Consider the following 26,854-nt stretch of genomic DNA (forward strand, 5'->3'; position numbering starts at 1 on the left):
GCTGCGGTCTCTCCTTGCGCTGTGGAGGCCCCGCCCCCGCGGGCGGGGCCTGTCGAGGACCGTCAGGGCAGTGCCTGTTCGGTCCAGATGGTCTTGCCCGTGGGGGAGTAGCGGGTGCCCCAGCGCTGGGTGAGCTGCGCGATGAGGTACAGCCCCCGGCCGCCCTCGTCGGTGGTCGCGGCGTACCGCAGATGGGGCGAGGTGTGGCTGCTGTCGGTGACCTCGCAGATCAGCTGGCGGTCGTGGATCAGACGGACCCGGATGGGGCCGCCGCCGTACCGGATGGCGTTGGTGACCAGCTCGCTGAGGATCAGCTCGGTGGTGAACTCCAGCTCCTCCAGGCCCCAGACGGTCAGCTGCCGGGTGGCCTCGGAGCGCGCCCGGCGGACGGCCGCCGGGTCGCCCGGCACCTCCCACTCCACGACACGGCCCCGGTCCAGCGCCCGGGTGCGGGCGACGATCAGCGCGATGTCGTCGCTCGCACGGCTCGGCGGCAGCGCGTCGAGCACGGCCTCGCAGGTGCCCTGCGGGGAGGTGTCGGCCCCGGTGAGGGCCGTGCGCAGCAGTTCGAGACCGTCGTCGATGTCCCGCTCCCGGTGCTCGACGAGCCCGTCGGTGTAGAGCACCAGCCGGCTGCCCTCGTCCAGCTCCAGCCGGGCCGTCTCGAAGGGCAGTCCGCCCAGGCCGAGCGGCGGACCGGCCGGCACCTCGGGGAAGTCGACGGTTCCGTCGGGCCGGGCCACCGCGAGCGGCGGATGGCCGGCCCGGGCGACGTCGCAGCGCCGCGAGACCGGGTCGTAGATCGCGTACAGGCAGGTCGCCCCGGTGATCGGCGCGGTGCCGTCCAGGGCCGCCTCGTCCTGGTCGATACGGCTGACCATCTCGTCCAGCAGCCCGAGGATCTCGTCCGGGGGCAGATCCAGCGCGGTGAAGTTGTGCACGGCGGTGCGCAGCCGCCCCATCGTGGCCGCCGCGTGCAGCCCGTGACCCACGACGTCGCCCACGACGACCGCGACCCGGGTACCGGACAGCGGGAGTACGTCGAACCAGTCCCCGCCCACCCCGGCCTGCGCCGGAAGATAGCGGTAGGCGACGTCGAGGGCGCTCTGCTCGGGAAGATTGCGCGGCAGCAGGCTGCGCTGCAGGGTCTCGGCCATCGTGTGCTCACGGGTGTACCGGCGCGCGTTGTCGATGGACACCGCCGCCCGCGCGACGAGTTCCTCGGCGAGCGCCAGTTCCTCCCGGTCGAACGGCTCGGGCTTCTCCGAGCGCCAGAAGTTGGCGACCCCCAGCACCAATTGGCCCACCCGCAACGGCACGGTGATCAGCGAGTGGATGCCGTACTCGACGACCTGCGCCGACCGTTCGAGATCCTGTGCCTGCCAGCCGGAGGCCCGGCTGAGGTCGGTGACCAGGGTCGACGTGCCGCTGTCGATGCTGCGGGCCTGCGGCGAGGAGGGGACGAGGTCGATCCGCTCGCCCACCTTGTACAGGGGCGCGTCCTTGCGGATGCCGCTGCAGGCCGTACGGCGCAGACTTCCGACCGCGTCGGGCTCGTCGCCGTTGAGCGCAGCCGGGGCGAGGTCCACGGTGACGAAGTCCGCGAACCGGGGGACGGCCACCTCCGCCAGTTCCTCGGCGGTGCGGGTCACGTCCAGGCCGGTGCCGACGCCCACGCCGGCGTCGTAGAGCAGCCTCAGACGCTCCCTGGCCGCCTCGGCGCGGCCGGACAGGGCACGCAGCTCGGTGGAGTCGCGGAGCGTGGCCACGCTGCCGGAGGGCTCGCCCTGCAGATCGGTGGCCCGCTGGTTGACGGCGAGCAGCCGGTCGCCGACCAGGTGCACCTCGTCGTTGGCGACCCGCCCCGAGGCCAGCAGGTCGGCCATGGGGGATTCGAGGCCCAGGGCGTGGACATCCTGTCCCTCGGCGTCCGCGGGCAGGCCGAGCAGACGGTGCGCCTCGTCGTTGGCGAGCAGCAGCCGGCCCCCGCCGCCGATGATGATCACGCCCTCCCGCACGGCGTGCAGCACCGCGTCGTGGTGCTCGTACATGCGGGTCATCTCGGACGGGCCGAGGCCGTGGGTCTGGCGCAGGAGCCGCTTGCTGACGAGTGCCGTGCCCGCCGTGGCCAGCGCGAGGGCCGCCGCGGCGGCGATCAGCACCAGGGGCAGCTGCTGTTCCGCGACCCCGCCCACGTTCTCGGTGGTGATCCCGGCCGAGACCAGGCCCACGACCTTGCCGTCGGGCTCCGTGACCGGCACCACTGCCTGGACGAGGGGGCCGAGGGTGCCGTTGACCTCCTCGGTGAAGGACTCGCCCTTCAGCGCCGGTCCCAGGGTGCCGACGAACTGCTTGCCGATGCGGTCCGTCTTCGGATGGGTGTAGCGGATCCCGTCGGTGTTCATCACGACGATGAAGTCGACCTTGGACTTGACCCGGGCCGCCTCGGCCCTCGGCTGGAGGATCGCCGTGGGATCGTCGGCGGCCAGCGCCTCCCGGGTGCCCGGCGCGTTGGCGAAGGTCTCCGCCACGGCGAGCGAACGGTTGTGCGCTTCCTCGCTGCTGTCGTGCCGCACCTGCAGGACCAGGGCCACCACGGCCGACACGACCAGCACCAGCACGATCACCACCTGGAGCAGGAAGACCTGCCCGGCGACGCTGCGCCCGCCCACCGCCGACCGCAGCCCCGCGAGCGGGCCCCCGCGGTGTTCCTGTTCCCGGCTCGCGCCGCCGTCGGTTCCGTGCCGTACCCGCCGGGCGCGGTCGTCCGGGCCCTGCGCGGGCCGACCCTGGGGGCGGCGGGTCGACTGAGAGCGAGATCGACCCAGGAGACGCACCATGTGCCCATGTCTACACTGCCCCGCGCCCAGAGGCGAGAGGGGGTCACGCGCCGTCACGGCCGGTGCCGTCGGCGAAACGACGGGGAGAGCGCTTGCTACCGCTTTGACCACGTGTGACTTACCGCTACCTGTCGGATTCCTGTGAATTCCCGGGACGTTTGAACACTTCGGCCTCCGGCTCCGTATGAAGCTGGGGTTCTTCATGCCCGGACCCGATCACGACGTTGTAGGAGCTATCCGTGGGACGCACCACCAGGCGCAGACGCCCATCAGGAGCACGGCGCGCGACCTCAGCCGCGATCGCGCTGATCTTGGGCGGAGGCGGGCTCGTGGCCGTCAACGTCTACGCGTCGGCCACCGAGGAGGACTCGGCGGACGACACCGTCCAGCAGGTGGGCTCAGCCGCCGGCACGATCGACTGCCCGGACGTCGGCGCCAAGTTGACGGAGGTGCCCGACGGTGCCCGTGCCGAGGTCGACAAGGAACTCGCCGCCCTGGACCAGCAGATAGCCGAGGCCTACCAGCGGCTGCAGAACTCCGCACAGGCCCAGCAGCAGGACGGCGGCTTCGCCGACAACGCGATCATGAACCCGCTCAAGGAGAAGCGGGCCGCGACGATCGAGCGGATCGCGATCGCCATCGACCGGGTCGGCGACCGCCCCGAGGGACTGGACTCCCTGGCCGCCTGCGCGCTCCGCCCCGCCGAGAACCAGAACGGCGGTGACCAGAACGGCGGTGACCAGAACGGCGGTGACCAGAACGGCGGCGGTCAGGACGACGGCGGTCAGGACGACGGCGGGGACGGTCAGGGCCAGGGCGACCAGCAGGGCGGTCAGGGCCAGCCGGGCAACGGAGGCCAGGCCGGCAACGGGCCGGTGGCCGCGGACTACGCCGACATCACCAGCGTCCAGCCGAACGCGGGCGACCGGGGCGGGCGGCAGAACGGCTCCACCGGCTCCACCGGCTCCTTCAGCACCGACTGCGGCGTGAACGCGGGCGGGCTGTTCAACTCGGACAACGTCATCGTCGCCCCCGGTGTCTCCAACGGCGCCCACCACTTCCACGACTACGTCGGCAACCAGGGCAACAGCGCGTTCGCCAGTGACCAGGACCTCGCGGCCGCCGACACCAGCTGCGAGAACCAGGGCGATCGCTCCTCGTACTTCTGGCCGGTCATCCGCCTGCAGAACGGCACCGCCGAGCAGGACGCCAACTCCCCCGGCGGTGGCATCGAGGGCAACGTCGGCGAGATCGTGACGCCCAAGCAGGTCACGATGACGTTCGAGGGCAGCCCGCGCGGCGACGTCACGGAGATGCCGCGACTGCTGCGCATCATCACCGGCGACGCCAAGGCCTTCGTCAACGGCACGGCCAACGCCAACGCGTCCTGGAGCTGCACCGGGTTCGAGGACCGGCAGTTGAAGGACAAGTACCCGCTCTGCCCCGCCGGCAGCGACGTGGTGCGCACGTTCAAGTTCCAGAGCTGCTGGGACGGTCGTAACATCGACAGCGCCAACCACCGCACCCACGTGGCCTTCGCCGCGGCGGACGGCAGCTGCGGCGCCGGCTTCAAGGCCATCCCGCAGCTGGTCCAGCGCATCGTCTACGACGTCGACGCCCCGAGTCTGCAGGACGGCGGGCGCACGAGCCCGTTGTTCGCCGTGGACGCCTTCCCCGAGCAGCTCCACAAGCCCGTCACCGACCACGGCGACTTCATCAACGTCTTCGACGAGGACCTGATGCGCGCGATGGTGGACTGCATCAACGACGGCCGCGAGTGCGACGCGGCCGACATCGGCGGCGGCCAGGAGGACGACGGCGGCCAGGGCGGCGACGATGGTGGCCAGGGCAACGGCGGCGACCAGGGCGGTGACAACGGCCAGGGCGACGGTGACCAGGGCGACGGCGGCCAGGGCGGCGACGACGGCCAGGACCAGGGTCAGGAGCAGCCGGGCGACGGCCAGGACCAGGGTCAGGAGCAGCCGGGCGACGGCCAGGACCAGGGTCAGGGAAAGCCGGGCGACGGCCAGGACCAGGGTCAGGGAAAGCCGGGCGACGACCAGGACCAGGACGACAACCCGGCCGAACCGACCGGGACCGCCCAGGCCCCCGGCGCAGGGGACGACGAGGCGAACCAGGGCGACGACAAGGAGCCCCAGGTCCTCGGCTCGCTGAAGGCGACCCAGCGCGGCAACCCCGGCGCCGACAAGGGTGACGACAAGGGCGCCGACGGCGGTGACGACGACGGCGATGCCTCCGGCGGTGCGGTCGTGGCCCCCGCGCAGACGACGCCCGCCGCCAACATCCCCTCGCCCGCCGGCCAGTCCGGATCGCAGGGATCGCAGTCGGCGGCGGGCGACCTCGCGGAGACCGGCGCGCAGCTGTGGCCGGCGATGATCGGCGGCGTGGCCGTGCTCGCCGGGATCGTCCTGCTCCGCCGGGTCCGGCGCGGGAACTACTGACCCGCGCGAACGGGCCGGAGGGGATTCCGTGCTCCGTCAACCTGGTTGGCCTGGACGGGAATCGATCCTGTACCGAACGACCCGGGGCGGAGCAGGCGGAGGTCGGGGTCCGGCGGCTGCCAGCGGGTGATGTCGCGGTCGCGTTCGGGCTGCTGGTGTGGTCCGGGGTGTGGATCCTGTGGCAGATGCCCGCGCGCTGGTGGGTACGGATTCCGGCCGGCCCGACCGTCTCGCCCACGCCGCCGGCCTGCACGGCATCCATCTCCTCGCCCTGCTCGCGATTTTGGCGGACACGGGCCGCCTCGGGCCCCGGAGAGCGGCGAACGGCGTGGCCGCGGCGGCCCCCTCGGCTACACCGCCGCCTTCGTGGCGGCCACCGCCACCGCCTACGCCGGCCGCGCCCCGTACGACCCGACCGTCCCCCTCGGGATCCTGCTCGCGGCCGGTGTCCTCACCACGGGCGCGGCGACGGCCGTCCTCCTCGCGCGGGCGTCCCCCGCCCACCCCGCCCCCGATCGCGCACCCGACAGGGCGAGAACCCCGCTCCGCGAGCGAACCGAACGGTGACCTCCGCGCGTCAACAGGCTGTGGGGTCCGCGCCTGGCGCAGGCGACGGGCGGTGCGCACGACCTCAAGGATCACCACCCGGGCGGTGGTCACGAATGGAAATCGATCTCTGCCGGTGCCCGGGAAACGCCTGTCGCGGCATCGAGTTTCGGCCGTACACTGACAATTCGTAAGCATGCGGGTGGACTTGACGGGGGGATCCGAGATGTCCGGGGATCAGTACGGGGTAAGAGACCAGGACGGCTGGAGCCACAGCTACGTCGTGCCGCCCGTACCGCCCATGCCGCCGGGGCCGCCGCCCGGCCCGGCGGACGCCTGGCGAGCCGTCGGCGTGGGCCTGCTGAACCTCAGCGGTCTCGGGCTCGGCTACGCCCTGATCCGCCGCCCGCTCCTGACGCTGGCGTGCTGGGTGGCCACCGGCCTCCTGCTCTTCACGGTGCTGCCGGCCGACCCCGACGGCGTCTCGGGCACGGCCCTCGCCGTCTACGGTCTGTTCCTTCTCCTGGCCGCCGTCCACGGCGCCTTCCTGGGGCTGCGCACCCGCCTGGTCTGGCCCGCGCAGTCCCCGTTCGCCGTCGTGCTCGGCGTCCTTCTCCTCGGCGTACCCGTCGCGGGCGGTCTGCTGTACGAGACCGCGCGCAAGGAAGCCGTCGAGGAGATGCTCCTGGAGCGACTGGAGAAGGCCGACGACCTCGTGGACAAGGCCTCCGGCGAGTCCTTCTCCACGACCCAGTCCGAGTTCCGCAGGGCACTGACCGCCTACGACGACCTCAGCACCGACCACCCCGGCTCCCGGGCGGCCGAGAAGGTCCCGGACCGGCTGAAGACCTTCTACACGACGGTCGGCGCCCCGTACGAGAAGCAGCAGTACTGCGACGCGGTCGCTCCCCTCGAATACCTGCGCACGGTCCCGCAGACCGTGAGCGAGCGTGACCTCGGCTCGCTGGCCGACTGGCCCGACGACCGGCTCGCCACCTCGCTGTACGAGTGCGCCTCCGCCGGCCTGACGGCCGACACCGCGGGCTGGCAGGACCAGTTCAGCGACCTCCTCACCACGTTCCCCGAATCGGACCAGGCCGCGAAGGTCGAGCCCGACGTGAAGCGGGCCGTCGACAAGGCGGTCAAGGCCGTGGGCGGTGACGACCCCTGCACCGCCGTGGACCGGCTGAAGACGCTCGGCTCCCAGGTCAAGGCCCTGCCGGGGGACAAGGCCGGGGTGGCCGACGCCCTGGCCGCCGACGCCGGACGGGCCGAGGACACCGCGTCCACCGGCGTCTACACCTGCGGCGTCGACCAGTACCGGGACGGCGACTTCGCCGAGGCGGTCACCTCGATGAACGACTTCGTCGACGCCCACAAGAAGCACAAGAACGCGCCGCGCGCGAAGAAGATCGCGATCGCCGCGGAGATCGCGCAGGAGGTCCCGGCGGCGGGCAAGAAGCTGCCCACCACGCGTTCCGGCGGCAGCATCTCCGTCACGGTCAAGAACGACAGCCCCGACGAGATCCAGGTCATGTACACCGGCCCGGTGACCGGCACCTTCACGCTCAAGGGCTGCGGCACCTGCTCCAGCTACGACTGGAGCAGCACGCTCGCCAGCGGCTTCAAGCCGTGCAGCGGCAACGACAAGTACCCGCAGCGCACGATCAGCCTGCCGGTCGGCACCACGTACTTCCTGCACAAGCCGAAGGGCGACAACGCCTCCAGCGCCGCCTCCGACACCGCCAAGCTGCAGTCGGGCTACATCTACACGGAATGCGCCTACGTGACCTCGGGCTTCGGCCTGGACTCCTGACGCGCACCCGGTTCCACGGTGACCGTACCGGGCGGTGGGGGCGACTCAGCCCCCGCCGCCCTCCACCCACCGGGCGACGTCGTCGAGGTCCTTCGCGACCGCCTTGCGCACGGCGCGGGCGCCGACGGGTCCCATGAGCCGGGCGAGCAGCCCCGCGACGGCACCGGTCGGCTCGGCCGAGAACGTCAGCAGGATCGTCGTCGACTCCGGCCCGTCGGCCCGCAGCAGCCACTGCGAGACATAGCGGGAGCCGTGCGACTCGGCCTCCACCACATACCGTTCGGGCGGCTCGCTGACGGTCACCCACATCTCCTCGGTGGCGTCCTTGCCGAACATACGCCGGGTCTCCCGCCACCGCGTGCCCACCCCGAAGACCCCGTCCGTCAGGACCTCCACCCGCGTGACACCGCTGAGCATCCGATCCATCCGGCGGAGGTCGGTCAGGGCCTCCCACACCCGCCCCTGGGACGCGCCGACCCGCCGCTCGACTACGACACTCCTGCTGGTCATGGATCCCATGAAAGCACCGGCCGGCCGCCTCCGCCCCATGACGCCCCCGCCCCGGTCCGGCCGCCGGGTTGCGTAGGACAGGTGCGTAGTTCTACGGACGACCGGGCGGGAGACGTTCTGCGAGGCTTGGATCTTCAGGTGCGGCCGACGCTCCGGGCGACCCCATCCACCACGACACGAGGAGAAGCCGATGACCGACCGCCCCGAGGGTGCGCCGGCGCAGCCCCAGCCGCAGGACCAGCCGTCCGCGTCCCCGGCCTGGCCGCCCCCGGGACAGCCCGGCCCCCAGGCACAGTCCCAGCCGCCGGGGCCGGTCCCGACACCGACCCAGGCGGAGATACCCGTCCAGGCGCAGCCGCCCACCCAGGCGGCGGTGCCGAGCGCCTACCCCTACCCGAACCCCCAGTCACCGGCCGGCTACGGGCCGCCGGTGCCCGCCCAGGCGTCCGCGTACGGGCCGCCGGCGGGCGGATATCCGCCGGGCGGCTACCCGCCCCTCGGGGCGCAGCCCGCGACGGGCGCCGGCGGACGGGCCGTGCTGTGGGCGCTCGTGGGGGCGGTCGTGGCGTCCGCGGCGTGGGCCGGGGGTGTCTTCCTGCTCGGCAGGGACGACACCAAGGCGGACCTGCGCGGCTACCGGGCCGAGTCCAACCTCTGCTCCTCGGTGGACTACTCGTCGTTCAAGAACGAGTACCCGGAGGAGGACACCGAGCCGGTGCACAACGCCCTGGAGCACGAGGCCCTCGACGAGAGCTACTGCAGCATCTCCCTGAAGGAGTCCTCCACCTCCTCGATCTCCGACGCGTACTTCTCGGTCCAGGTGGACCTCCACAAGAAGACCGACCCCGGGCCCGAGTTCACCGCCGTCTGGTCCGAGTACGACCAGCGGTACGAGGACTACGACGTGGAGAAGGTCACCGGCTTCGGCGACGAGGCGTATCTGGTCACCGAGGACACCACGTCCGGGGACGACAACAGCGGCAGCCGGGCGGCCACCCTCGCGGTGCGCGACGGCTGGATGACGTACGAGATGAGGTGGAGCGCCTACGGCTCCACCTATGACGACGGCGCGACCATGCCGGAGGTCAGCGACGTGGTGGAGTGGCTCAAGAGCGACACCAACGCGACGCTCGACAACCTGCGGGAATCCGACGGGGTCTAGCCGCGCGGGGCACGGACGCCGCACGCACGCGGGCGCGCACGGACGGAGGCGGGGCGTGCGCGCCCCGCCTCCGTCCCCTCTCGCACTCCGGTCGGCTCAGCCGTCCTTCGCCTTCGCGTAGTCCTGGGCCATCTGGCCGGCGAAGTCGTGCACCAGGCACTGCTCGTCGCCCACCACCCACGCGTCGTGCCCCGGCGGGCACACGAAGACGTCGCCCGGCCCGACCTCGCCCTCCCCGCCGTCGTCCATACGGATGTGCATCCGGCCGCTGAGCACGTAACCGTTGTGATGGACCTGGCAGCTCTCCGTGCCCGCGATGGGGCCCACGGACTCCGACCAGCGCCAGCCCGGCTCGAAGGTGGCCACGGCGAAGTCGAGCCCGGTCAGGTGCACGGCTTCGAGGTGCCCCCGGGGGAAATCGCGCCGCTCGTCCGGCTTCTCGACCGTCTTGATCTCCAGCATCACGGCTCCTTCCGCTAGGCCGCCCCACCTCCCCATGGTCCGCCTGTCAAGCCGGGGCCGCCAACCGGGGGACCTGCGCCCGCCGAAGGTGCCGGGCCCCCGCAGGCGGCGTGTAATGAGGGCCGGAAGATCGCTCCCGGAGGAGAGACGATGCGCTCAAGTCGTTCCGGTGGTGGGAAGGGCGGGACCGAGGCCCCGACGGGCCGACTGCGGAGGCTCGGTGAGTGGTGCGCCCGGCACTTCGTGGTCGTCATCGTCGCCTGGCTGGTCGCCCTCGCGGCCGTCCAGGTGCTGAACCGGGCCTACGGCGGCGACTACTCGGACAACTTCTCCCTCCCCGGCGTGCAGTCCCAGAAGGGCCTGGACGTGCTGAAGGAGCACGATCCGGCGGCCGGCGGCTACGGCAGCCAGATCGTCCTGCACGACAAGGACAAGGCGCTGACCTCGCTCGGCTCCCAGATGTCCGAGACGGTCGGCGACCTGCAGAAGCTGCCGCACGTGCTGTCCGTGCAGAACCCGCTCACCGCGCCCGCCGCCCAGCCGTCGCAGTCGTCGGACCAGTCGCAGCAGCCGAACGTCGGCCCGCTGTCCTCCGACCAGAAGACGGCGTACATCACGATCCGCTTCGACGTGCAGCCCTCCACCCTCGGTGACGGCTATCTCGACGGGGTGGACGACTCCGTCCAGCCGCTGCGGTCGGCGGGCGCCGAGGTGGAGTACGGGGGACCGCTCGGAGAGCTGGCCCGTCCCGACGCCGACGACCGGATCAGCGAGCTGATCGGCTTCGCGGTCGCGATCGTCGTCCTGGTGATCGGCTTCGGCAGTGTCATCGCCGCCGGTCTGCCTCTGGTGACCGCCCTGCTGAGCGTGATCGGCGGCCTTGCCTGTCTGGGTCTGCTGGCCGCCGCGTTCACCTTCGCGACCGTCTCCCCGACCCTGGCGACGATGATCGGTATCGGTGTCGGCATCGACTACGCGCTGTTCCTGATCACCCGCCACCGCCAGAACCTCATGGACGGCGACGACCCGGTGCGGGCGGCCGGCCGCGCCGCCTCGACCAGCGGGCACGCCGTCCTCGTCTCCGGCTGCACGGTGATCGTCGCCCTCGCCGGACTGTACGCCTCCGGGGTGAGCTTCATCGGCAAGCTCGGACTGGCCGCCGCCGTGACCGTCGTCTCCGCGATCGCCGGCGCCCTCACCCTGGTCCCGGCCCTGCTCGGCCTGATCGGCCGGCGGATCGACCGCTATCACGTCCGCAAGCCGATCGCCGAGACCGGCGCCGACGCGGGCGAGGAGATCACCGGCACCTGGCACCGCTACGCCCAGCGCGTGGAACACCATCCGTGGCGGTTCCTGACGGCCGGTGTCGCGACCGTGGCGATCCTCGCGATCCCCCTCTTCTCCATCCAGTTGGGCCACATCGGTGACGGCGCCGACCCCACCTCCTTCACCGACCGCCGCGCCTACGACCTGATGACCGACGCCTTCGGGCCGGGCTCCAACGGCCCGCTCACGGTCGTCATCGACCAGACCTCGGTGCCGTCCGGGGACCGCCAGAGCCTGCAGAGCACCGCGCAGAAGGACCTGGACGCGGTCGCGGGGGCGTACGCCGTCACCCCGCTGACCCCCACCCAGGACGGGGACGTCCTGGTGGGCACGGTCTACTCGAAGGAGTCGCCGCAGAGCGCCGAGACCACGGATCTGACGAACCGCCTGGTCGACGACACCCTGCCCGCCTCGGTCTCCGGCACGAAGGCGCACGGCTATGTCACCGGGACCACGGCCTCCCAGGTCGACTTCCGTGACATCGTGGCGAGTCGGCTGCCCGTCATCATCGCCGTCGTCGTCGCCCTCGCCTTCCTGATCATCCTCGCCGTCTTCCGCGGCCTCCTGGTCGCGGTGAAGGCGGCCGTCCTCAACGTGCTCTCCATCGCCGCCTCGTACGGCGTCGTCGTCGCCGTCTTCCAGTGGGGCTGGGGCGGGCCCGCCCTGGGCGTCAACGGCAAGGTGCCCATCGAGAGCTATGTGCCGATGATGATGTTCGCGATCATCTTCGGCCTCAGCATGGACTACGAGATCTTCCTGCTCTCCCGCGTCCACGAGGCATGGCTGCGCACCGGTGACGCCCGCGACGCCGTGGCCCACGCTCTGGAGATCACCGCCCGGGTGATCACCTGCGCCGCCCTGATCATGGTCAGCGTCTTCGCCGCGTTCATCGTCAGCGACAACATCGTGGTCAAGATGCTGGGTCTGGGGCTCGCGGTCAGTGTCCTCATCGACGCCACCGTCGTACGCCTGCTCATGGTCCCCGCCGTGATGACCCTGCTGGGGCGCCATGCCTGGTGGACCCCGCACTGGCTCGACCGGATCATGCCGCACGTCGACGCGGAGGGGGAAACGGCGGAACGGCCGGTCCCGCAGGCGCAGGACCGACCGCTCGGCAGCTGACGTGCTTCAGCGGAACAAGAGGTGACGATTCGTCAGAAAGTCAGCTTCCAGCTGTTGATGTAGCCGGTGTCGAGGCTCGCCACGTCCTGCACCCGCAGCTTCCAGGTGCCCGCGGCGGTCTCGGCGGAGGCGTCCGTCGTGTACGTCTCGACCACGTTGTCGGCCGAGTCGGACGAGGCGGAGTTCTTCAGCCGGTACGCCGTGCCGTCCGGGGCCACGAGGTCGATGACCAGGTCACCGCGCCAGGTGTGGACGATGTCCACGTCCACGGTGAGCGTGCTGGGCGCCGCTCCGGCCCGGTTGACGTTGATCGGGGACTCGACGGTGTCGTTGTCGGGGATCTGGTAGTCGGCGGTGTTCTCGAACACCGACTGGTTCCCCTCCTCGTCCACGCGCCAGGCGAAGCTCGCCTTCCCGGTCTTGTCGGCCGCGTCCGTCACGGTGACGGTCGGCGTCCAGTTCCCGGCCGTGGTCGGGGTGCCCGAGATGCGTCCCGTGGCGGCGTCGATGGACAGCCCGTCCGGCAGGCCGGTGGCCGCGTACGACAGGGCGCCGGCGTTGGTGGACGACGCCTGGACGTCGAGGGTGACCGCCTGCCCGGTGAGGGTGTACTGGGCGGCCGGCGGTACGACCGTCACGCCGTCGAGGATCCGGGAGCCGACGTTGATCGCGGCCCAGGCGTTGGCGGTGTTGTTGTAGGTCACCGAGCCGAGCCCGTACAGGTCGGCGGCGGCCCGCAGGGTGTAGGTGCGCGCGGCGGCGTAGTTGGTCGCGGACGTCATGTACGTGGTGAGCGCCCGGAACCAGATCTTCTCGGCGGCCTCCCGGCCTATCGGCGTCACCGGCAGCCCGTCGAAGGTCGGCGAGTCGTAGGAGACGCCGTTGACGACCTTCGCGCCGCTGCCCTCGGAGGCCAGGTAGAACCAGTGGTTGGCCGGGCCCGAGGAGTAGTGGACGTCGTTGTTGCCGAGCGTGGAGGACCAGTAGTCGCGCGAGGAGCCGTCCTTGCTGGGCTTGTCCATGTAACGCAGCGGCGTGCCGTCGCCGTTGATGTCGATCTTCTCGCCGACCAGGTAGTCCCCGACGTCGTCGGAGTTGCCGGCGGCGAACTCCACGGCGGCGGCGAAGATGTCGGAGGTCGCCTCGTTCAGCCCGCCGGACTCACCGCTGTAGACGAGGTTGGCGGTGACCGACGTCAGACCGTGCGTCATCTCGTGCGCGGCCACGTCGATGGAGGTGAGCGGGTTGGCGTTGCCCGACCCGTCGCCGTACGTCATGCAGAAGCAGGTGTCCTGCCAGAACGCGTTGACGTAGTTGTTGCCGTAGTGGACCCGGCTGTACGGGGCGACCCCGTCGTTGCGCAGGCCGTTGCGGCCGTGCACGTTCTTGTAGTAGTCCCAGGTCAGCGCGGCACCGTAGTGCGCGTCCGCGCCGGCGGTCTCCAGGTTGGCGGCGGTCCCGTCGCCCCAGACGTCGTCGCTCCCGCTGAACAGCGTGCCCGTCCCGGACGAGCCCCGGTTCAGGTTGTAGGTGCGGTGGTTGCCGCGGTCCGCGTCGGTCAGCGTGTACGACGAACCCGACTGGCTGGAGCCGAGGGTCACCGTGCCGCTGTAGCGGGTGTTGCCCGTCCCGGTGTGCACGGCCTCGTACTCGAACAGCTTCTTGCCGGACTGCGCGTCGGTGATGACGTGCAGCTCGCTGGGCGTGTCGTCGTGCTGGAAGCCGCTCACGACCGTCTCGTAGGCGAGGGTCGGCGTGCCCTTGGCGGCCCAGACGACCTTGCGGCTGCTGTCCGGAGCGGTCTTGGTGGACCCCTCCTTCTTCGCCGCCGCCAGTGCCTGCTTCTCTGCGGTGGCCCTGCTGACCTCGGCGCTGAGGTCAGCCACCTTCAACGCGGGCTTGTAGGCGCGGGTGACGCTCTCGACCGCGCCGGACTTCGCGGCGTGGACGACCAGGTCGCCGCCGAGCACGGGGAGTCCGGCGTAGGTGCGCTCGTAGCGGGTGTGCACGGTGCCGTCGGCGTCCTTGACCACGTCGCGGACCCGCAACTCCTCCCGGCCGCCCAGGCCGAGGTGGTCGGCGGTGGTGTCCGTGGCCTTCTCGGCCTTGCGGATGAGGGTTTCGCGCTGACCGGGCGTGAGCTTCGCGGGCAGGGACCCGCGGTCCGGCTTCACGGCGGCGGGACGGGCGGTGCCTTCTCCGCCGTCACCGCGTGCCATCGCCGGGGCGCCGGGTACGGCGACGGCGAGTACCGCCGCCGCGACGACGAGGGCGGCTGTGGCCGTGGTACGTCTGTGGGGGGTGGATCTCACGCGAACTCCTTAGCTGCGGCCGACGTTGGTCGAGCGGCCGTACGAAGGACCCGGTGCACGGGTCGAGGCACCGGGTGGAGCAGGGAGAGCTGCGATGCGGGTGCGCGTGCTCCGTCGCGAGACGGGGTGGGCACAGAGTGACAGATGTGTGAGTCCTGTGTCAGGAGCACGCCAACTGTTTGGCCGGAAAGTGATCGATCAACGACCGCCGGTGGCCAGGGATTTCCCCGATGCCGTCGGCACGCCGAGACCCTGCACCGGAACGTTCCGGCCACCGGGTCCGGTTCACGACGGCACACGGCGCCCGCCCCCGCACGGGGGCGGGCGCCGTGTGCCGTGGGGCCGGGCGCCGGCCGGACGCGTCCTGGCTCCGGTGGGCACCCTTTGCCGGGGTGCGCGGGCGGTTACGCGCGCGGCGTCATGGCGAGTGTGTGGTCATGGCGTAAGAGGTCACGACGTGTGCGGTCACGGCTTGCGGGCGAGGCCGCCGTGTTCGGCGATGACCTGCGGGGCGGGGTCGGTGGCGTCCGGGCGCCAGAGAGGCACCGAGACCACGCCGGGGTCCAGCAGCTCCAGGCCGTCGAAGAACGAGGTGATCTCGTCGACCGTACGCAGGTTGTAGGGCACGGCGCCGCTCTCGTTGTACCCGTCCTGGGCCCGCTCGAAGACCGGGTCGATGCCACGGGAACCGTCGTTGATGGAGAGATAGCTCCCGGAGGGCAGCGCCCCGAGCAGCCGGTCGACGATGGAGCGCGCCTGGTCGTGGTCGGCGACATGGCCCAGGATGTTGCTGAGGATCAGCGCGGTGGGCCGGTTCAGGTCGAGGGTCTCGGCGGCGGCCGCGAGGATGCGGTCCGGGTCGAGCACGTTGGAGTCGACGTAGGCGGTCGCCCCCTCCGGCGTGGAGTAGAGCAGGGCGCGGGCGTGGGCCAGGACCAGCGGATCGTTGTCGACGTAGACGATCCGCGCCTCGGGGGCGATCCGCTGCGCGACCTCATGGGTGTTCTCCGCGGTCGGCAGGCCCGTTCCGACGTCGAGGAACTGCCGTATGCCCGCCTCGGCGACCAGATAGGTGATGTTGCGGCGCAGGAACGCGCGGCTGCTGCGGGCGATGGTCACGATGCCGGGGAACACGGCGGTGTACGCGTCTCCGGCCTGCTCGTCGACGGGGTAGTTGTCCTTCCCGCCCAGCCAGTAGTTCCAGATACGGGCCGAGTGCGGCACCGAGGTGTCGATCTTCTGATGCGCCGCCGGTCCGGGGGTGGTCGCGTGGTCGGTCATGTCTACCGTCCGTCTTTCAGCCGAAGCGAGGAGTTCCGGACACAACTTACGTCTCGACACCCGTTCCTCGTAGGCCAGTTCACGTTTCTGACGGACCCGGGCGGGAGGACTGCGAGGGGGCGGACCGGTCGACGGGGGCACGGCGGCCGGGTGGCGGCGGGTGCCCCGGGTGCCGTGACGACGGTGCGGCGGGTGGATGGCGGCCGTGCCGTGGAGGGGTGGCCGCCCGTGTGGCGGCGGTGGCACAGGGCGGTTCGGCCGCACGCGGGGCGGGAACTTCCCTGCTCGAACGGACGTCCATACAGGTGAGGCTGGACCGCACCCGGTGCGCGACGGAAGTGGGTTGCCATGACGACGATCGACCCGACCACGTTCGAGACCACGCTGGCCGACGGCCGCCGAATGACGCTGTCGCTGCCTCCGACGGACGCGGGATGGGCCGCCGAGGGGATCAAGACCCTCCGCCCCGTCCCGCCCACGCACACCGGCCGGGGCCAGGACCCTCCCGCCCTCCCCGAGCGCCCCGCGCTTCCCCTCGAAGTAGCCCTGCTGGGGTTCGCGCTGTAGTGACGTGAGGGGGAGATGCGCCGGCAGGTGACGGCGAATCTCCCGTACACGTCCCCACCGGCGCCGCCCGCCGAAGTCCGCGCCCCCGCCCGCGGGGTACGACCGGGCCGGCCGGCGTGCTCGGTCCGACGTGCGGGGCTAGGGAGCGAGGGCGGCATGCCTGACGGATGGCAGTGGGACCGGACGCTCTTCCGGGGCAGCGCGGCCCACTACGGGCGAGGCCGGCTCCCGTACGCCCCGGGCCTTCCCGAGACGCTCGCCGGTGCCCTCGGTCTGGACGGCCGGGGCAGACTCCTCGACGTCGGCTGTGGTCCGGGGACCGTGCTGCTGCCGATGGCGCGGTACTTCGAGGAGGCGGTCGGTGTCGATCCGGACGAGGACATGCTGGCCGAGGCCCGGCGGCAGGCCGGACGGCGCGGGGTGACCCACGCTCGCTGGGTCGCCGCCCGCGCCGAGGAACTGCCCGCGGGACTGGGGGAGTTCCGGGCCGTGGTGTTCGCGCAGTCCTTCCACTGGACGGACCGTGACCGTGTCGCGGCCGTCGTGCGGGAGATGCTGGAACCGGGCGGCGCGCTCGTCCACGTGAACGAACTGCAGGACCCGCCCCCCGAGCCCGCGCCCCCGCCGTCGCCCGCGCCCCCGTACGAACGCATCGGTGGGCTGGTGCGCCGGTACCTGGGCCCCGTGCGCCGCGCGGGGCAGGGGGTGCTGGTGGACGGCACGCCGGGCGGGGAGGAACTGGTCATCGCGCGCGCCGGGTTCGTGGACTTCGCGCGCCATGTGGTGCCGGGCGGCGACGTCGTCACCCGCACCACGGACGACCTCGTCGCATGGACGTTCTCCCGGTCCGATGCGGCGCCGCACCTGTTCGGCGACAGGCGGGCCGAGTTCGAACGGGACCTGCGGGCGCTGCTGGCGGAGACGGCTCCCGGCCGGCACCCGTTCGCGGAGCGCCTGCCCGCCACCGAGGTCAGGATCTGGCGGAAGCCCCCGGGGTAGGGGCGGGTGCCGGCGGTGGTCCACCGGCGCTGCCGGTGGCGGCGGGACGGGCGGCGGGCAGGGTTCCGGCCAGGGTCTCGGTGAGCAGGGTGAGGACCTGGGGGGCCTGGTCGACCAGGTAGAAGTGGCCGCCCGGATAGGTGTGCAGGGCGAAGGGGCCCGTCGTGTGCTCCTGCCAGGCCCGGACGTCGTCCACGGGGGCCTTGGGGTCGCTGGTGCCCACCAACGCCGTGACGGGGCACGTCACTCGGTGGAAGCGGGCGGGACGGTACAGCTCGGCGGCGCGGTAGTCGTTGCGCAGGGCGGGGAGGATCATGCGGAGCACCTCGTCGTCGCCGAGGATGCGGGTGTCGGTACCGGCGAGGCGCCTGATCTCGGCGAGCAGCGCCTCGTCGCCGCGACGGTGCACGTCGTCCTCGGGACGGAAGCGCGACGGGGCGCGCCGGCCGGAGGCGAACAGCACCGCCGGTACCACGCCCGCCCGCTGCTCCAGGAGGCCCGCCAGCTCGAAGGCGAGGGACGCGCCCATGCTGTGCCCGAAGAGGGCGAGGGGACGGTCCGCCTCACGCAGGACCAACGGCAGCAGCCGGTCGGCGAGTTCGGGGATCGTCTCGACGCAGGGTTCCAGACGGCGGTCCTGGCGGCCGGGGTACTGGACGGCGAGCACCTCGACCCGTGGCGCGAGGGCCTGGGACACGGGGAAGTAGAAGCTCGCCGATCCTCCGGCGTGCGGCAGGCACACCAACCGCGCCTCACTGTCCGGGGCGGGGTGGTAGCGGCGGATCCACAGATCCCTGTCCTCGGTCTGCACGGTCACCTGATGGCTCCGGGGGCTCGGGGCTGGCGGTCCTGGGACGCTAACAGCCGCCGACGACGGGCCGGTTACAGACGGCCCCCTGACCCCACCCCTAACCTCCGGGGGCTAGGTCAGGGGTGTTGCGACGCGATCGTGATCGTTCTACTTGAAGCTCCAAGCATCCAGGACCGCTCGGCCCGCCGTCCTGCGGCAGCCGCTGCCCGCTCCCTGGTGAACATCCGCACGGCTCCGACCCCAGGGGGTTCCAGTGACGGACGAAGCACGGCTCGTCGAGTACATCCGCACCATGACGGGCGACCTTCGCAAGGCGCACCGACGGCTCAAACAGCTGGAGGACGCCGACAGCGAACCCATAGCCGTCGTCGGCATCGGATGCCGCTTCCCCGGCGGCGTCGAGAGCCCCGACGATCTGTGGCGGCTGGTGGACGAGGACCGGGACGCCGTAGGGGCCATGCCCGACGACCGGGGCTGGGACTTCGAGGCCCTCTTCGCCGACGGCGACGACCGGCTCGGCACCAGCCGCGTCCGGGAGGGGGCCTTCCTCTACGACGCCGGCGAGTTCGACGCCGGCTTCTTCGGGATCTCCCCGCGCGAGGCCCTCGCCATGGACCCGCAGCAGCGGCTGCTGCTGGAGGTGACCTGGGAGGCACTGGAGCACGCCCGGATCGTGCCTTCGACCCTCGCGGGCAGCCGCACCGGCGTCTACGCCGGGATCATGTACCACGACTACGGCGGCGAACTGTCCACCCTCCCCGACGAGGCCCAGGGGCTGCTGAGCACCGGCATCGCCGGCAGCGTGGTGTCGGGCCGGGTCGCCTACACCCTCGGCCTCGAAGGCCCCGCCCTCACCGTCGACACCGCGTGCTCCTCCTCGCTGGTCACGCTGCATCTGGCCGCCCAGGCGCTGCGGGCCGGCGAGTGCGAGCTGGCGCTGGCCGGCGGTGTCACCGTGATGTCCAGCCCGTTCACCTTCGTCGAGAGCACCCGGCAGGGCAACGTGGCCCCCTACGGCCGCTGCCGGTCCTTCGCGGACGCCGCCGACGGCACCGCGTGGGGCGAGGGCGCGGCCGTACTGGTCGTGGAGCGTCTCTCGGACGCCCGGCGCAACGGGCACCGGATCCTCGCCGTGATCCGGGGCACCGCCGTCAACCAGGACGGCGCCTCCAACGGGCTGACGGCCCCCAACGGGCCCTCCCAGCAACGCGTCATCCGGCAGGCCCTGGCCAACGCCCGGCTGACCGCGGCCGATGTGGACGTCGTCGAGGGGCACGGCACCGGCACCCGGCTCGGCGACCCCGTGGAGGCACAGGCGCTGCTGGCCACGTACGGCGCGGAGCGGCCCGACGGGCACCCGCTGTGGCTGGGGTCGGTCAAGTCCAACCTGGCGCACCCCCAGGCCGCCGCCGGCGCCGCCGGTGTCATCAAGATGGTGATGGCGATGCGGCACGGGCGGCTGCCCCGCACCCTCCACGTGGACCGGCCCAGCCCCCAGGTGGACTGGACCGCCGGCGCCGTGGAACTCCTCACCGAGCCCCGGGACTGGCCCGACCTGGGGCGGCCCCGCCGGGCCGCCGTCTCCTCGTTCGGCGTCGGCGGCACCAACGCCCACGTCATCATCGAACAGGCCCCGGCGGACGAGGAGCCGGCCCCGGTCCCGGCGAGCGGGGCCGCGGCGTCCGACACGGGCGCCGCCGCGCCGGAGCGGGGGCCCGACGGCCCGGCCGTCGTGCCGCTGCCCGCCGTGCCCGTCCTCGTCTCCGCCCGTGACGCCGAAGCGCTGGGCGCGCAGGCCGCCAGGCTGCACACGCACCTCACCCGGGCCGCCGCCGACGGAGGAGGCCCCCGCCTGACCGACCTCGGTCTCGCCACCGCCACCACCCGCGCCGCGCTCGAACACCGGGCCGTGGTCGTCGCCACGGACGGCGACGACCTCGCGCGCGCCCTGACGGCCCTGGCGTCCGCGGATCCCGACCCCGGTCTGGTGACGGGACTGGCCGACGAACAGGTCCCCGCCTTCCTGTTCACCGGTCAGGGGGCCCAACGACCCGGCATGGGAAGAGAGTTGCACGCCGTCTTCCCGGTCTTCGCACAGGCCCTCGACTCCGTCTGCGCGGAGCTCGACGGACACCTGGAACAGCCCCTGCGCGACCTGATGTTCACCGAACCCGGCACCGACGGCGCCGCGCTGCTGGACGAGACCCAGTACACCCAGGCGGCGACCTTCGCGATGGAGGTGGCGCTGTTCCGGCTGGTGGAGAGCTGGGGAGTGACACCCCGCCTGCTGGCCGGACACTCCATCGGCGAACTCGCCGCCGCCCATGTGTCCGGCATGCTGGCCCTGCCCGACGCCTGCGCCCTGGTGGCCGCGCGCGGCCGGCTCATGCAGGCCCTGCCGTCGGGCGGCGCCATGGCCGCCCTGGAGGCCACCGAGGACGAACTCGCTCCGCTGCTCGCGGGCCGGGAGGACGCCGTCGCGCTGGCCGCGGTCAACGGTGAACGCGCCGTCGTGGCCTCCGGCACGGCCGCCGCCGTCGCCTCGATCGCCGAGCACTTCACGGGCCTCGGCCGCCGCACCCGGCACCTGCGCGTGTCCCACGCCTTCCACTCGCCGCTCATGGACCCCATGCTCGACGACTTCCGCGACGTCGTACGGAAACTGGAGTTCCACCCGCCCGCCGTACCCGTCGTCTCCAGCGTCACCGGCACCCTCCAGAGCGACGAGGAGTGGCGGTCGCCGGACTACTGGGCCCGACAGGTCCGCGACACCGTCCGCTTCCACGAGGTGACCCGCACCCTGCGCGAGGCCGGTGTCACCACGCAGGTCGAACTCGGCCCCGACGCCGCGCTCACCGCCATGGCGGACACCGACGACGAAGCCCTCCGGCCCGTGGCGGCACAGCGCCGCGACCAGCCCGAGACCCGCGCCCTGGTCACCGCGCTCGCGCGCTTGCACGTCCGAGGCGTCCCGGTCGACTGGGCGGCCTTCTTCGCGGGCCGCGACGCACGACCGGTGCCCCTGCCGACGTACGCCTTCCAGCGCCGCCACTACTGGCTGCGCCCCAAGCCCGGCGCGGCGGCCACCACGGGCGCCGCCGGACTGCCCACCGCCGGGCACCCCCTGCTGGGCGCCGCCGTCACCGTGGCCGGCACCGGCACCCTGCTGCTGACCGGCCGCCTCGGCCTGGACAGCCACCCCTGGCTGGCCGACCACGCGGTGGGCGGCTCGGTCCTCGTACCCGGCACCGCCCTGCTGGAGCTGGCCCTGCACGCCGCCTCCCGGCTGGAGGCCACCACCCGCACGGCCCTCGCCGTCGCCGAACTCGTCCTCCAGGCCCCTCTGATCCTGCCCCCCTCCGGTGGCGTACGGGTCCAGGTGGTCGTCGACGGACCCGACGACGACGGACGGTGCGCCTTCCGCGTGGTCTCCCAGCCGGAGTCCGCCGACGGCGACGCATGGACCACGCACGCCGACGGCGTCCTCGGCGCCGAGGAACCCGACGACGGCGACGCAGCGGGAACGGGCGGGACCTGGCCCCCGGACGGCGCCACCCCCGCCGACACCGACGCCCTCTACGCCGACTTCGCCGCCGGCGGCTTCGCCTACGGCCCGGCCTTCCAGGGGGTCCGGCGTGCCTGGCGGCACGGTGACGAGGTGTACGCGGAGGTCGCGCTGCCCGAGTCGGTCGCGGGCGCCGCCGACTTCGCGCTCCACCCCGCACTCGCCGACGCGGCCCTGCACGCCGCCGTGTTCGCCGGCGGACCGTTCGCCGAGGCGGCCGGGCAGGCGCGGCTGCCGTTCGTCTGGGACGGCGTGACCCTGCACGCCACCGGCGCCACCGCACTGCGCGTGCGGATCACCCCCACCGGCCCGGACGGTTTCGCCCTCGCGCTCGCGGATCCCACAGGCACCCCCGTGGCGACGATCCGCTCCCTGACCGTCCGGGCCGCCCCCGACCTCGCCGCTCCCGCGCCCGCCGGCGCGCCGGCCGACGATCTCCATCTGCCCGGCTGGGAAGAGGTGCCGCTGCCGGCCGGACCCGCCGCCGAGGGTGACCGCTGGGGCCTCGTGGGAGACCCCGGCCGCCTGCCCGACCTGCCGCAAGCCGCCCGCCACCCGGATACGGCCGGCGCCGCGCGCGACGCCGACCAGGTGGTCCTCGCCCTCGACGCGGGCCTGCCCCCGGGCGTCGAACCCGGCGACACCGACGCCGTGACGGCCGTGCACACCGCGACCGCGCGGGCCCTGGACACCGTGCGCGACTGGCTCGCCGGCACCGGCGCCGCCCGGCTCGTCGTGCTGCTGCGGGCCGCCGTCCGCGTCGGGGACGGCGAGGACGCCCCCGATCCGGTGGCCGCCGCCGTATGGGGGCTGCTGAGCTCCGCCGCGCACGAGAACCCCGACCGGATCGCCGTCGTCGACTGGGACGGGGCCGAGGCGTCGGCCGCCGTCCTCACCCGGGCACTGGCGTTCCCGGAACCCCGTCTCGCCCTGCGCGCGGGCACCCTCCACGCGCCCCGGCTGATCCCCCTCGCCCGGCACTCCGCGCTGCTGCCGCCGCCGGGGCCCGGTTCCTGGGTCCTCGACCGGGCGGCCGACGGCGCCACCATCGACGACCTCGCACTGGTCCCGGCGCCCGAGAGCCTGGCCGCACCGCTCGGCCCCGGCCAGGTACGGGTCGACGTCCGCGCCGCCGGCGTGAACTTCCGGGACGTCGTCGTCGCCCTCGGCCTCGTCGACGGACTGCGCGGCCTCGGCGGCGAACTCGCCGGTGTGGTCACCGCCGTCGGCCCGGACGTGACCGGCGTCCGCCCCGGCGACCGGGTCCTCGGCCTGGGCCCCGCCACGTTCGGCCCGGTCGCGGTCACCGACCACCGCTGGCTGGCCCCGATGCCCGACGGCTGGACCTTCGAACAAGCCGCCGCCGTACCCATCGCCTATCTCACCGCCTACTACGGCCTGGTCGACCTCGCGGGCGTCCGCCCCGGCCAGAAGGTGCTCGTCCACGCCGGAGCCGGCGGCGTCGGCACCGCCGCCGTTCAGCTCGCCCGGCACCTCGGCGCCGAGGTGTACGCCACCTCCAGCGCCGGGAAACGGCAGGTGCTGCGCGCCGCCGGACTCGACGACGCCCACACCGCCGACTCCCGCAGCCTCGACTTCGCCGACCACTTCCGGCAGACCACCGGCGGACAGGGCATGGACGTCGTCCTGGACTGCCTCGCCGGGGAGTTCGTCGACGCCGGCCTCGGCCTGCTGCCGCGCGGCGGTCACTTCCTGGAGATGGGCAAGACCGACATCCGCGACCCGGAGGCCGTCGCCGCCGCCCACCCCGGGGTCGTCTACCAGGCGTACGACCTCCAGGAGGCGGCCCCCGACCGGATGCGCGAGATGCTCCGGGCCGTCCTCGACCTCTTCGCGCGAGGCGCCCTCACCCCGCCGCCGCTGACCGTCTGGGACATCCGCCGCGCCCGCGACGCCTTCCGCGCGCTCAGCCAGGCCAAACTGGTCGGCAAGGCCGTCCTCACCGTCCCCCGCGGCACCGATCCGGCGGGCACCTTCGTCGTCACCGGCGCGAGCGGCCACCTCGGCGGTCTCGTCGCCCGGCACCTCGTCGCCCGCCACGGCGCCCGGCACCTGCTGCTGCTCAGCCGCCGCGGCCCCGACGCCCCCGGAGCCGCCGAACTGGAGGCCGACCTGCGCGCGGCCGGTGCCACCGACGTCACGACCGTTCGCTGCGACACCGCCGACCGCGACGCCCTGCGCACCGCGCTGGCCGCACTGCCCCCGGACCGGCCGGCCACGGCGGTCGTGCACACCGCCGGTGTCCTGGACGACGGCATCGCCGCCGGCCTCACCGACGAGCAACTGCACCGCGTCCTGCGGCCGAAGGCCGACGCCGCCGCGCACCTCGACGCCGTCACCCGCGAACTCGGCCACGACCCGGCGATGTTCGCCCTGTTCTCCTCCGCCTCCGGCTTCACCGGCAACCCGGGCCAGGCCAACTACGCGGCGGCGAACCTCTGTCTGGACGCCCTCGCCGCACAGCGCAGGTCCCGCGGACTCGCAGGCGTCTCCCTGCTCTGGGGCGCCTGGGAACAGGCAGGCGACGGCATGACCGCCGGACTCGGCGACACCGACCAGCGGCGCATGGCCCGGTCCGGACTGCGCGCCCTCGGCCCGGACCGGGGACTCGCCCTCTTCGACGCCGCCCTCGCCGCGGACGCCGACGCGGTGGCACCCCTCGCCCTGGACACCGCCGGCCTGCGCGCCCAGGCCGAGTCGGGCACCCTGCCCGCCGTCTTCCGGAGCCTCGTCCAGGCCCCCGTCCTGCGACGCGCCGCCGTCGCGGGGGCCCGGGAACCCGCCCTGGCCGAACGGCTGGCCGCGCTCTCCGACACCGAACGCGACCGTCTGCTGCTCGACCTCATCACCCGGCACACCGCCACCGTCCTCGGCCACGGCTCACCGAACTCCCTCGGCTCCCAGCGGACCTTCCGCGAACTCGGCTTCGACTCCCTGACCGCCGTAGAACTGCGCAACAGCCTCGGCGCCGCGACCGGACTGCGGCTGCCCGCCACCCTCGTCTTCGACCACCCCACCCCCCAGGCACTGGCGGAACTGCTGCGCGCCGAACTCGCCCCGCCCCAGGCGTCCCCCGCACAGGAAGCGCTCGCCCTGCTCGACGGCCTGCACCGGCACCTGGAGGACGTCTCCCGGGACGACCCGGACCGCAGGCGCCTCGACGAACGACTCCGCCAGGTGCTGGAGACCTGGCGGCAGCCCGACACCACCGACACCGACACCGACCACGACCTCGACAAGGCCTCCGACGACGACCTCTTCGCCATGGTCGACGACGGAGCCCGGCTGCCCTGACCCCGGGCGGCACCGCCTGCCCGGCGGGGCCACACCCCGCCCCGCCGGGCAGGCATCACACCCCCCACCTCGAGGAAAGTGACGCACGCATGCCCAGCACATCCGACGGATCCGGCAGCGCCACCGAGCACAAACTCCGCGAGTACCTCAGGCGGGCCATCGCCGACGCCCGCGACCTGCGCGACCGGCTCCGGCAGACGGAGGACCGCATACGCGAGCCGATCGCCGTCACCGGCATGGCCTGCAGGTTCCCCGGCGGGGTCGCCTCCCCGGACGATCTGTGGCACCTGGTGGCCGACGGCAAGGACGCGATCGGCGCCTTCCCCCGCGACCGCGGCTGGCCCCTGGAGGAGCTGTACGAAGCGGCCGGCGGCGTCTCCTCCTCGGTGACCCTCGAAGGCGGCTTCATCGACGATCCCGCGGGCTTCGACGCGGAGTTCTTCGGTATCTCGCCGCGCGAGGCGCTGGCGATGGACCCGCAGCAGCGGCTGCTGCTGGAGGTGTCCTGGGAGGCGGTGGAGCGCGCGGGCATCGACCCGTGGTCGCTGCGCGGCAGCCGTACCGGTGTCTTCCTCGGCGGTGGGACGGAAGACTTCGTCGGACTGCTGTCGATGTGCCGGGACTCCGAGGAGACCTCGTCCCTCACCGGCACGACCAGCAGCGTACTGTCCGGCCGGGTGGCGTACACGCTCGGCCTGGAGGGTCCGGCGCTGACCGTGGACACGGCCTGCTCGTCCTCCCTGGTCACCCTGCATCTCGCGGTACAGGCGCTGCGGATGGGGGAGTGCGACCTCGCGCTCGCCGGCGGTGTGGCCGTGATGTCGACTCCCGGTATCTTCCCCGAGTTCGCCCGGCAGGGGGGTCTGGCGTCGGACGGCCGCTGCAAGGCGTTCGCCGACACGGCCGACGGCACCGGCTGGGGCGAGGGGGTGGGCGTCCTGATGGTGGAGCGCCTGTCGGACGCCCGCCGTCACGGCCGTCCCGTACTGGCGGTGATACGGGGGTCGGCGGTGAACCAGGACGGCGCCTCCAACGGCCTCACCGCGCCCAACGGTCCGTCCCAACAGCGGGTGATCCGGGACGCGTTGGCGAACGCGGGCCTGTCGCCGGCGGACGTGGACGCCATCGAGGCACACGGGACCGGGACGCGGCTGGGCGACCCGATCGAGGCGCAGGCGCTGCTCGCGGTCTACGGGCAGGGGCGGCCGGAGGGCCGGCCGGTGTGGGTCGGGTCCGTCAAGTCCAACATCGGGCACACGGTGGCGGCCGCCGGTGTCGGCGGTGTGATCAAGACGGTGATGGCGCTGCGGCACGGGGTGCTGCCGAAGACCCTGCACGTGGCCGCGCCCACCCGGCAGGTCGACTGGTCGGCGGGTGCGATGGAGGTGCTGACGGAGGCCCGGGAGTGGCCGGAGACGGGCCGTCCGCGCCGGGCGGGCGTGTCGTCGTTCGGGATCAGCGGCACCAACGCCCATGTCGTCCTCGAACAGGGCGACGCGGGCCCCGGCGCGGCCTCGGAGGAGGCCGAGGACGGTTGTGTCGTGCCGTGGTTGCTCTCCGCACGCGGCGAGGCCGCGCTGCGGGCGCAGGCGGCCCGGCTCCTGGCCCACCTGGAGGACCACCCCGACGCCCGCCCCCAGGACGTCGGCCTCTCCACGACGGTCTCCCGTGCGGCGTTGGAGCATCGGGCGGTGGTGGTGGGTGCGGGGTGTGAGGGGTTGTTGCGGGGGGTGGTGGCGGTCGCGGAGGGGCGGCCGG

Annotated in this window: 15 protein-coding genes; 9 read left to right on the plus strand and 6 right to left on the minus strand. The window is 73.0% G+C overall.

What is annotated here, in order from left to right; all coding sequences use genetic code 11:
• Window positions 1–62 precede the first annotated feature (62 nt).
• Entirely contained in the window at window positions 63–2,840 is a 2,778-nt protein-coding gene (locus ACZ6BB_RS35520) for a SpoIIE family protein phosphatase (protein WP_471619245.1), read from the minus strand.
• 329 nt (window positions 2,841–3,169) lie between these two features.
• Between ACZ6BB_RS35520 and ACZ6BB_RS35525 the strand changes: the two genes are divergently transcribed.
• The 3 genes from ACZ6BB_RS35525 to ACZ6BB_RS35535 all read left to right on the plus strand — a co-directional run bounded on the left by ACZ6BB_RS35525 (window position 3,170) and on the right by ACZ6BB_RS35535 (window position 7,664).
• Window positions 3,170–5,302, plus strand: coding sequence for a DUF1996 domain-containing protein (locus ACZ6BB_RS35525; RefSeq protein ID WP_471619264.1), 2,133 nt, complete (start codon window positions 3,170–3,172; stop codon window positions 5,300–5,302).
• Between the two features lie 366 nt (window positions 5,303–5,668).
• Window positions 5,669–5,869 (plus strand): hypothetical protein, encoded by a 201-nt coding sequence (locus ACZ6BB_RS35530; RefSeq protein ID WP_471619246.1) that lies wholly within the window; start codon window positions 5,669–5,671, stop codon window positions 5,867–5,869.
• A 205-nt stretch (window positions 5,870–6,074) separates the two neighbouring features.
• Window positions 6,075–7,664, plus strand: coding sequence for a hypothetical protein (locus tag ACZ6BB_RS35535; RefSeq protein WP_471619247.1), 1,590 nt, complete (start codon window positions 6,075–6,077; stop codon window positions 7,662–7,664).
• A 45-nt stretch (window positions 7,665–7,709) separates the two neighbouring features.
• On the opposite strand, the gene ACZ6BB_RS35540 is transcribed toward ACZ6BB_RS35535, so the two are convergent.
• A complete protein-coding gene (locus ACZ6BB_RS35540) occupies window positions 7,710–8,174 on the minus strand; it encodes an SRPBCC family protein (RefSeq protein ID WP_471619248.1) in 465 nt (154 codons plus the stop codon).
• Between the two features lie 190 nt (window positions 8,175–8,364).
• Between ACZ6BB_RS35540 and ACZ6BB_RS35545 the strand changes: the two genes are divergently transcribed.
• A complete protein-coding gene (locus ACZ6BB_RS35545) occupies window positions 8,365–9,336 on the plus strand; it encodes a hypothetical protein (protein WP_471619249.1) in 972 nt (323 codons plus the stop codon).
• 96 nt (window positions 9,337–9,432) lie between these two features.
• Here ACZ6BB_RS35545 and ACZ6BB_RS35550 read toward each other — a convergent pair whose 3' ends face one another.
• Window positions 9,433–9,798, minus strand: a complete 366-nt coding sequence (locus tag ACZ6BB_RS35550) for a cupin domain-containing protein (protein WP_471619250.1) — start codon at window positions 9,796–9,798, stop codon at window positions 9,433–9,435.
• A 150-nt stretch (window positions 9,799–9,948) separates the two neighbouring features.
• Here ACZ6BB_RS35550 and ACZ6BB_RS35555 point away from each other — a divergent pair, with 150 nt between their 5' ends.
• On the plus strand, window positions 9,949–12,246 hold the full coding sequence (locus ACZ6BB_RS35555) for an MMPL family transporter (RefSeq protein WP_471619251.1): 2,298 nt from the start codon (window positions 9,949–9,951) through the stop codon (window positions 12,244–12,246).
• Between the two features lie 32 nt (window positions 12,247–12,278).
• Here the strand turns inward: ACZ6BB_RS35555 and ACZ6BB_RS35560 are convergent, their stop codons facing one another.
• The gene (locus ACZ6BB_RS35560; protein WP_471619252.1) at window positions 12,279–14,558 is read right to left on the minus strand and encodes a M4 family metallopeptidase; all 2,280 of its coding nucleotides are present in this window, start codon (window positions 14,556–14,558) and stop codon (window positions 12,279–12,281) included.
• Between the two features lie 465 nt (window positions 14,559–15,023).
• The gene (locus ACZ6BB_RS35565; RefSeq protein ID WP_471619253.1) at window positions 15,024–15,839 is read right to left on the minus strand and encodes an SAM-dependent methyltransferase; all 816 of its coding nucleotides are present in this window, start codon (window positions 15,837–15,839) and stop codon (window positions 15,024–15,026) included.
• A 348-nt stretch (window positions 15,840–16,187) separates the two neighbouring features.
• Here ACZ6BB_RS35565 and ACZ6BB_RS35570 point away from each other — a divergent pair, with 348 nt between their 5' ends.
• Together ACZ6BB_RS35570 and ACZ6BB_RS35575 are read left to right on the plus strand one after the other, a co-directional pair.
• Entirely contained in the window at window positions 16,188–16,406 is a 219-nt protein-coding gene (locus tag ACZ6BB_RS35570) for a hypothetical protein (RefSeq protein WP_471619254.1), read from the plus strand.
• Window positions 16,407–16,562: 156 nt separating this feature from the next.
• Entirely contained in the window at window positions 16,563–17,405 is an 843-nt protein-coding gene (locus tag ACZ6BB_RS35575; protein WP_471619255.1) for a class I SAM-dependent methyltransferase, read from the plus strand.
• Here the strand turns inward: ACZ6BB_RS35575 and ACZ6BB_RS35580 are convergent.
• Window positions 17,377–18,222, minus strand: a complete 846-nt coding sequence (locus ACZ6BB_RS35580; RefSeq protein WP_471619256.1) for a thioesterase II family protein — start codon at window positions 18,220–18,222, stop codon at window positions 17,377–17,379. The genes ACZ6BB_RS35575 and ACZ6BB_RS35580 overlap by 29 nt on opposite strands.
• A 247-nt stretch (window positions 18,223–18,469) precedes the next feature.
• Here ACZ6BB_RS35580 and ACZ6BB_RS35585 point away from each other — a divergent pair, with 247 nt between their 5' ends.
• Both ACZ6BB_RS35585 and ACZ6BB_RS35590 read left to right on the plus strand, forming a co-directional pair.
• A complete protein-coding gene (locus tag ACZ6BB_RS35585; RefSeq protein ID WP_471619257.1) occupies window positions 18,470–25,096 on the plus strand; it encodes a type I polyketide synthase in 6,627 nt (2,208 codons plus the stop codon).
• An 89-nt stretch (window positions 25,097–25,185) separates the two neighbouring features.
• On the plus strand, window positions 25,186–26,854 hold a 1,669-nt coding region (locus ACZ6BB_RS35590), incomplete at its 3' end, for a type I polyketide synthase (protein WP_471619258.1).

The organism is Streptomyces sp. NPDC041108 (assembly GCF_055592645.1).

Excerpts from the sequence above, each read along its gene's own strand:
- ACZ6BB_RS35520 (WP_471619245.1), bottom strand. The coding sequence starts at position 2,840 with ATGGTGCGTCTCCTGGGTCGATCTCGCTCTCAGTCGACCCGCCGCCCC.
- ACZ6BB_RS35535 (WP_471619247.1), top strand. The coding sequence starts at position 6,075 with ATGTCCGGGGATCAGTACGGGGTAAGAGACCAGGACGGCTGGAGCCAC.
- ACZ6BB_RS35540 (WP_471619248.1), bottom strand. The coding sequence starts at position 8,174 with ATGACCAGCAGGAGTGTCGTAGTCGAGCGGCGGGTCGGCGCGTCCCAG.
- ACZ6BB_RS35545 (WP_471619249.1), top strand. The coding sequence starts at position 8,365 with ATGACCGACCGCCCCGAGGGTGCGCCGGCGCAGCCCCAGCCGCAGGAC.
- ACZ6BB_RS35550 (WP_471619250.1), bottom strand. The coding sequence starts at position 9,798 with ATGCTGGAGATCAAGACGGTCGAGAAGCCGGACGAGCGGCGCGATTTC.
- ACZ6BB_RS35555 (WP_471619251.1), top strand. The coding sequence starts at position 9,949 with ATGCGCTCAAGTCGTTCCGGTGGTGGGAAGGGCGGGACCGAGGCCCCG.
- ACZ6BB_RS35565 (WP_471619253.1), bottom strand. The coding sequence starts at position 15,839 with ATGACCGACCACGCGACCACCCCCGGACCGGCGGCGCATCAGAAGATC.
- ACZ6BB_RS35570 (WP_471619254.1), top strand. The coding sequence starts at position 16,188 with ATGACGACGATCGACCCGACCACGTTCGAGACCACGCTGGCCGACGGC.
- ACZ6BB_RS35575 (WP_471619255.1), top strand. The coding sequence starts at position 16,563 with ATGCCTGACGGATGGCAGTGGGACCGGACGCTCTTCCGGGGCAGCGCG.